Raw genomic sequence first — 5,617 nt, 5'->3', positions numbered from 1 at the left:
AATTTTTACATTGACGCTACATTGCGACTGCTCTAGATTGGCCCTGTGTCGGGCAGTCAGCGCTTTAGCAAGAGAGTGGCTGGTTGCCGATACAAAGCTCTGTTTAAGCACGTTTCCGTTGGCTTGACCCTCGCAAATGCGAGGGTCTTATTTTTTCAGCGCAATCGGACCTGTCTGGTGAGCTAGTGATCGTGGTGGCGCGGATAAATGCGGGAAACCGCCGCCAGGACGTCGGCGAAGGGGTGGGATGCCAGCTGGCCAAATCCGGCCAGGCTTTTCGCCTTGACCCGGGTGGTGAGCGGCGTGGCGATGCCGCACAGAAAGCGGGTCAGGACGCGCGGATGCCGGGTGTGACACAGGGCCACCAGGGGATCGCACCAGGCTTTTAGCCCCTGTTCATTGGGGAGTGTCCGGCCAGGCAAGGGAGGGAGCTCTGCCACCTCGCCCCGACAGACAGAGCAGTGCCCGCAATGAGTGGGCGCAGCCTGATCGGCAAAGTAGCGTGCCAGTTCATGGCTCAGGCATTGGCGGGAGGTAAAAAAGGCCAGCAGTGCCTGCAGACGCGCCAGCTCGCTGTGTTCCTTCTTTTCAAACAAGTCATGCAGCTCATCGGCCAGGGTAGTCACGTCAATCTCCTGGCGCAGCACCCGGTAAACCTCGGTCATCTGCTTGCTTTCCAGCTCGATCCAGCCCTGCTGCTGCAGGTAGTCCAAGGCCGCCGCCGCGCGGTGCCGCTCCCCTTGATAGCCTTGCCAGAGCGCATCGAAGTCCATGGTGCACCAGCTGCGGGCCTGTGGGGCGCAGGCAAACAGCTGCTCCAGGAACAGGCGGCGTTCGGGGTTGAAGCGGGCCAGGATCTCCGCTTTTTCCAGCACGAACTTGAAACGGTACTCGGCAAAGTAGCTGTAGGCCGGGGCTATGATGCCCGCCATCTCCAGATAGACCAGTAGGGTCTTGAGCGGCAGTTGGCGGATGTTGGTCTCATTGGACAGACGCAGCAGGCTGAATTCCCACTCGCTACCGCTTTGCAGCAGGATCTCGAGCAGCGCGACGATGGCCGAGCGATCCGGAGTGTCGCCATAGACGAAATTCTCCAGCACCGGCAACTGGCTGCGATTGGCCAGCACGATGCAGCGGGAAGGCTGGCCATCGCGGCCGGCACGGCCTATCTCCTGGCTGTAGTTTTCGATGGACTTGGGCAGATCGTAATGGATCACCCGGCGAATATCGGCCTTGTCGATGCCCATGCCAAAGGCGATGGTGGCCACGATGCAATCCAGCTTGCCGGTCATGAAATCGTGCTGGATCTGGCTGCGCAAGGCGGCGTCGAGCCCGGCATGATAGGCACGGGCCCTGATCCCGCGCTGCTGCAACTGGGCGGCACAGGCTTCGGCGGTGTGCTGCAGGGTGACGTAGATGATGGTGGGGGCGGCGGGATCGCGCGCCAGTTCCCCATGCAGCCAGCCATCGCGCGCCTCGGCGGACAGGGGGACGACGGCCAGGTCCAGGTTGGCGCGATAAAAGCCGGTGACGATGAGCCCGTCATCCTCGATGTCGAATTTGGCCTGCATGTCGGCCATCACGGCCGGGGTGGCGGTGGCTGTCAGCAGCAATACCTGGGGAATGGCCAGCTCGCGGCGATAGTCCGGCAGCTTGAGGTAGTCGGGGCGAAAGTTGTGGCCCCATTCCGAAATGCAGTGGGCCTCGTCCACCACCAGCATTGACAGCGGCACCTGCTGGATGAAGCGACGAAAGCGCTCGTTCTTGAGGCGCTCCACCGAGATCATCAGGATCTTGAGCTGGCCGTCGTTGGCCTGCTGCATCACCCGGCGGCTCTCCTCCGCTGTCAGGCTGGAGTCGAGGGTGGCGGCGGCGATCCCCTTGCTGCGCAAAAAGGCGAGCTGATCGTGCATCAGTGCGATCAGGGGGGAGATAACCAGGGTCAGATGGGGCAGGGCCAGTGCTGGCAACTGATAGCAGAGGGATTTGCCGGAGCCGGTGGGGAAGATGGCGGCGGCGTTCTTGCCCGCCAACAGCCGGCTGATCACCTCTTCCTGTCCCGGTCTCAACCGATCGAAGCCAAAGTGACGGGTCAACAGGGATGAGATCATGGCAAAGGCTCCGCGGCAAAACCGTCATGATACCACCGCCGGGTGGAGGTTGGCGGCCAATCGGGGGGAAAAATGGCATCCATTTGAGCGTTGTTGATATTGTGTTATTTCGGTGTTGTAGATTTTTTGTGAGGCGAAGCGGATATTTTTCAGTGATTCTGTGGAAAAAAGCGGCTGCAGATGGGATATTCCTTGTCCGCAACCCCGTGTGTTTCCGGACAGGCTCGACAGAAGGCTTGCCGGGGCAGACGACGCCAGCCCGTGACATGGGTGTCGCCTGGTGTAGCGGTTGCCAACAGGACTAATGATTCACGCACTTAGGTGCTCAGGGACTATTTGATGACACAACAACACCCCCTCATAAGACTGGTCAACAGCACCAGCCTGGTTAGCCAGATCCTGGTCGGTCTGGTCTTCGGTATCCTCCTTGCCATGTTCATGCCGGAATGGGCCAAAGCGGCGGGTCTGCTCGGCAGCCTGTTCGTCGGCGCCTTGAAGGCGGTGGCGCCGCTGCTGGTCTTCGTACTGGTGATGGCGGCGATCATCGGCCACAAGCAGGGTCAAAAAACCAACATGAAGCCGATCCTGCTGCTCTATCTGCTGGGAACTTTCCTGGCGGCTGCGGTGGCCGTGGTTGCAAGCTTCCTGTTCCCCACCAACCTGCACCTGGTGGCGAACAGTGCCGAGATCACCCCGCCCGGCGGCATCACCGAGGTGCTACAGACCCTGCTGTTCAACGTGGTGACCAACCCGGTCAAGGCGCTGCTGGACGCCAACTACATCGGCATTCTGGCCTGGGCCATCGGCCTTGGCATCGCCATGCGCCACGCCAGCGAAGGTACCAAGACCCTGATCACGGACTTGTCCCACGGCGTCTCCACCATTGTGAAAGCGGTGATCCGCTGCGCACCGCTCGGTATTCTGGGTCTGGTAGCCTCCACCCTGGCTGAAACCGGTTTTGAGGCCCTGTTTGGCTATGCCCAACTGCTGGTGGTGCTGATCGGTTGCATGCTGTTCATCGCCTTCGTGGTCAACCCGCTCATCGTGTTCTGGAAGATCCGCCGCAACCCCTATCCGCTGGTGCTGACCTGCCTGAAAGAGAGTGGCGTCACCGCCTTCTTCACCCGCAGCTCCGCCGCCAACATCCCGGTCAACATGACGCTGTGTGAAAAACTGCGTCTGCCGGAGGATACCTACGCGGTCTCCATCCCGCTGGGGGCCACCATCAACATGGCAGGTGCGGCCATCACCATTACCGTGCTCTCCATGGCGGCGGTCCACACCCTGGGGATGGACGTGGATCCGGCGACGGCCATTCTGCTCTCCGTGGTTGCGACCGTCAGTGCCTGCGGCGCCTCCGGTGTGGCCGGTGGCTCCCTGCTGCTGATCCCGCTGGCGTGCAGCCTGTTTGGCATCAGCAACGACATCGCCATGCAGGTGGTGGCGGTCGGCTTTATCATCGGCGTGCTGCAGGACTCCGCAGAGACGGCCCTCAACAGCTCTACCGACGTGCTGTTCACCGCCGCGGCCTGCATGGCGGAAGATGAGACCCTGCTGGACATCTCGCCGGTGCCAAACAGCGAAGCCTGATAGCCGTATCTTCGCATCACAACGACAACGCCCTCATTCGAGGGCGTTTTTTATTGCTGTTCGGATGGGGCGGGTAGCTGTCGTGACTCCTGGCAACCCTCCCGGCAAACAGAGAAGAAGGTTTCACGACCTGAAACCCGGCAGATATCACTGAGTCGGGATGGAGGGGCTGTGCGAGCGTGGAAGAGGGAAGGCCTTGCCGTATTGGATTATGCGGGCAGGAGTTGATCGACTTGACGGTGGCTCGATACACCAACCCGAGCAGGGTGGATCGTTAGAGCGAAAACGTGGGCAGGCATGACCGGGTTGTTGTGGCTTGCCAGCCAACTCGCTCTCAAGGGTCCCTCTCTTTTTGCCTCGCGAAGATCTGCAATCGGCCCTGCACCATAAAAAAATGCCAGCCGGTTACCCGGCTGGCATTGTTGCTGGTCTCTGACCGCGTTAGCCGATCAGCTGGTAGAGGATGGCGGAGATGGCAGTCATCCCCATCAGGGCCACGAAGACGTTGCTGATGTGGCCCTGATACTTCGCCATGGCCGGCACGCGCTTGATGGCGTACATCGGCATGATGAACAGGATGGTGGCGATGATGGGGCCGCCCATCGACTCGATCATGCCGAGGATGGAGGGGTTGATCACCGCGGTGCCCCACAGGGTCAGGATGAAGAAGGCGATGATGAAGATCTCGACCTTCTTGTGGTTCGGCTCCTTGCCGGACTTGCGCAGGTTCTGGACGATCATCCCCTTCAGGCCTTCACGGGCACCCAGGTAGTGGCCGAAGAAGGAGGAGACGATGGCCACGAACGCCACCAGCGGACCGAAGTAGGAGATGATGGGGCTTGAGTGCTGGTTGGCCAGGTAGGAGAGCACGGCAATGTTCTGGGACTTGGCTTCGGCCAGCTGTGCCGGGGTCAGACTCATCACGCAGGAGAAGACGAAGAACATCACGAAACCGAGCAGGATGGTCGCGGTGCGCTTGAGGATGGCGTCAGACTTCTCGACCGCCTGCTCGCCGTGATCGCGGCGCTGGGCCAGGGAGAAGCTGGAGATCGCCGGGCTGTGGTTGAAGGAGAACACCAGCACCGGGATGGTCAGCCACAGGGTGATGGCAAAGTCCTTGCCAGACGGCACCTGGGAGAGGGCGGCACCGGTCCAGTCCGGGATCAGGTAGAAGGAGATCCCCACCAGGATGGCGATGAGCGGGTAGACCAGGAACTCGGTCACTTTGAGCATCAGCTTCTCGCCAGCCAGCATCACCGACATCATGCCCATGATCAGCACGATGGAGAGGATCCAGCGCGGCGGCGCCGTCATCTGCAGCTGGTTGACCATGAAGCTTTCCACGGTATTGGTGATGCCCACCCCGTAGATCAGCACGATGGGGTAGATGGCAAAGAAGTAGAGCAGGGTGATTAATTTGCCGGCACCCACGCCGAAGTGCTCTTCCACCACTTCCGTGATGTCTGCATTGGGTTTGCTTGACGAGAGCACGAAGCGGGCGAGGCCGCGGTGCGCCAGATAGGTCATGGGGCCGACCAGCAGCGCCATGACCACCAGCGGCCAGAAGCCGCCCATGCCGGCGTTGATGGGCAGGAACAGGATGCCGGCGCCGACGGCGGTGCCGAACAGGCTGATTACCCAGCGAGTGTCTTGTTTGGTCCAACCACGCGATTGGACTGAGCGGGTTCCTTGCTCCTGTGAGGTCGCAACATCCTGTGCGCCGGTGACAGTATTAGACATGTGTCTCACCCCTGAATTGTGGTTTTTATAGATTCGGCGCAAGGATACGGGTTTTTTAATCAAAAATGTTGATCAAATTCACCTTTATAGGACTGAAAACCGCACTCTTTTATGGAAATGTGATCGAAAGAAGAATTAATCAATTATTTTTTATAAAACACCACGTTATTTTAGTG

General features: G+C 60.0%; 3 protein-coding genes. 1 reads left to right on the top strand and 2 read right to left on the bottom strand.

Annotation, left to right across the window (positions count from 1 at the left end):
- Window positions 1-182: 182 nt before the first annotated feature.
- Window positions 183-2,111 carry a RecQ family ATP-dependent DNA helicase gene (locus tag CAK78_RS08535; protein WP_094697003.1) on the bottom strand — a complete coding sequence of 643 codons (1,929 nt, stop codon included), beginning with the start codon at window positions 2,109-2,111 and terminating at the stop codon, window positions 183-185.
- Window positions 2,112-2,450: 339 nt separating this feature from the next.
- Between CAK78_RS08535 and sstT the strand changes: the two genes are divergently transcribed.
- Window positions 2,451-3,701, top strand: a complete 1,251-nt coding sequence (gene sstT, locus CAK78_RS08530; RefSeq protein ID WP_094697002.1) for a serine/threonine transporter SstT — start codon at window positions 2,451-2,453, stop codon at window positions 3,699-3,701.
- A 441-nt stretch (window positions 3,702-4,142) separates the two neighbouring features.
- Here the strand turns inward: sstT and CAK78_RS08525 are convergent, their stop codons facing one another.
- Window positions 4,143-5,441 (bottom strand): serine/threonine transporter, encoded by a 1,299-nt coding sequence (locus tag CAK78_RS08525; protein WP_017782660.1) that lies wholly within the window; start codon window positions 5,439-5,441, stop codon window positions 4,143-4,145.
- Window positions 5,442-5,617: the final 176 nt, after the last annotated feature.

This window comes from Aeromonas sp. A35_P (assembly GCF_002259925.1).
In the GTDB taxonomy this organism is placed as follows: domain Bacteria; phylum Pseudomonadota; class Gammaproteobacteria; order Enterobacterales; family Aeromonadaceae; genus Aeromonas; species Aeromonas dhakensis.
The sequence above is the reverse complement of the archived record's forward strand: the minus strand, read 5'-3'. Positions and strand labels throughout refer to the sequence as shown.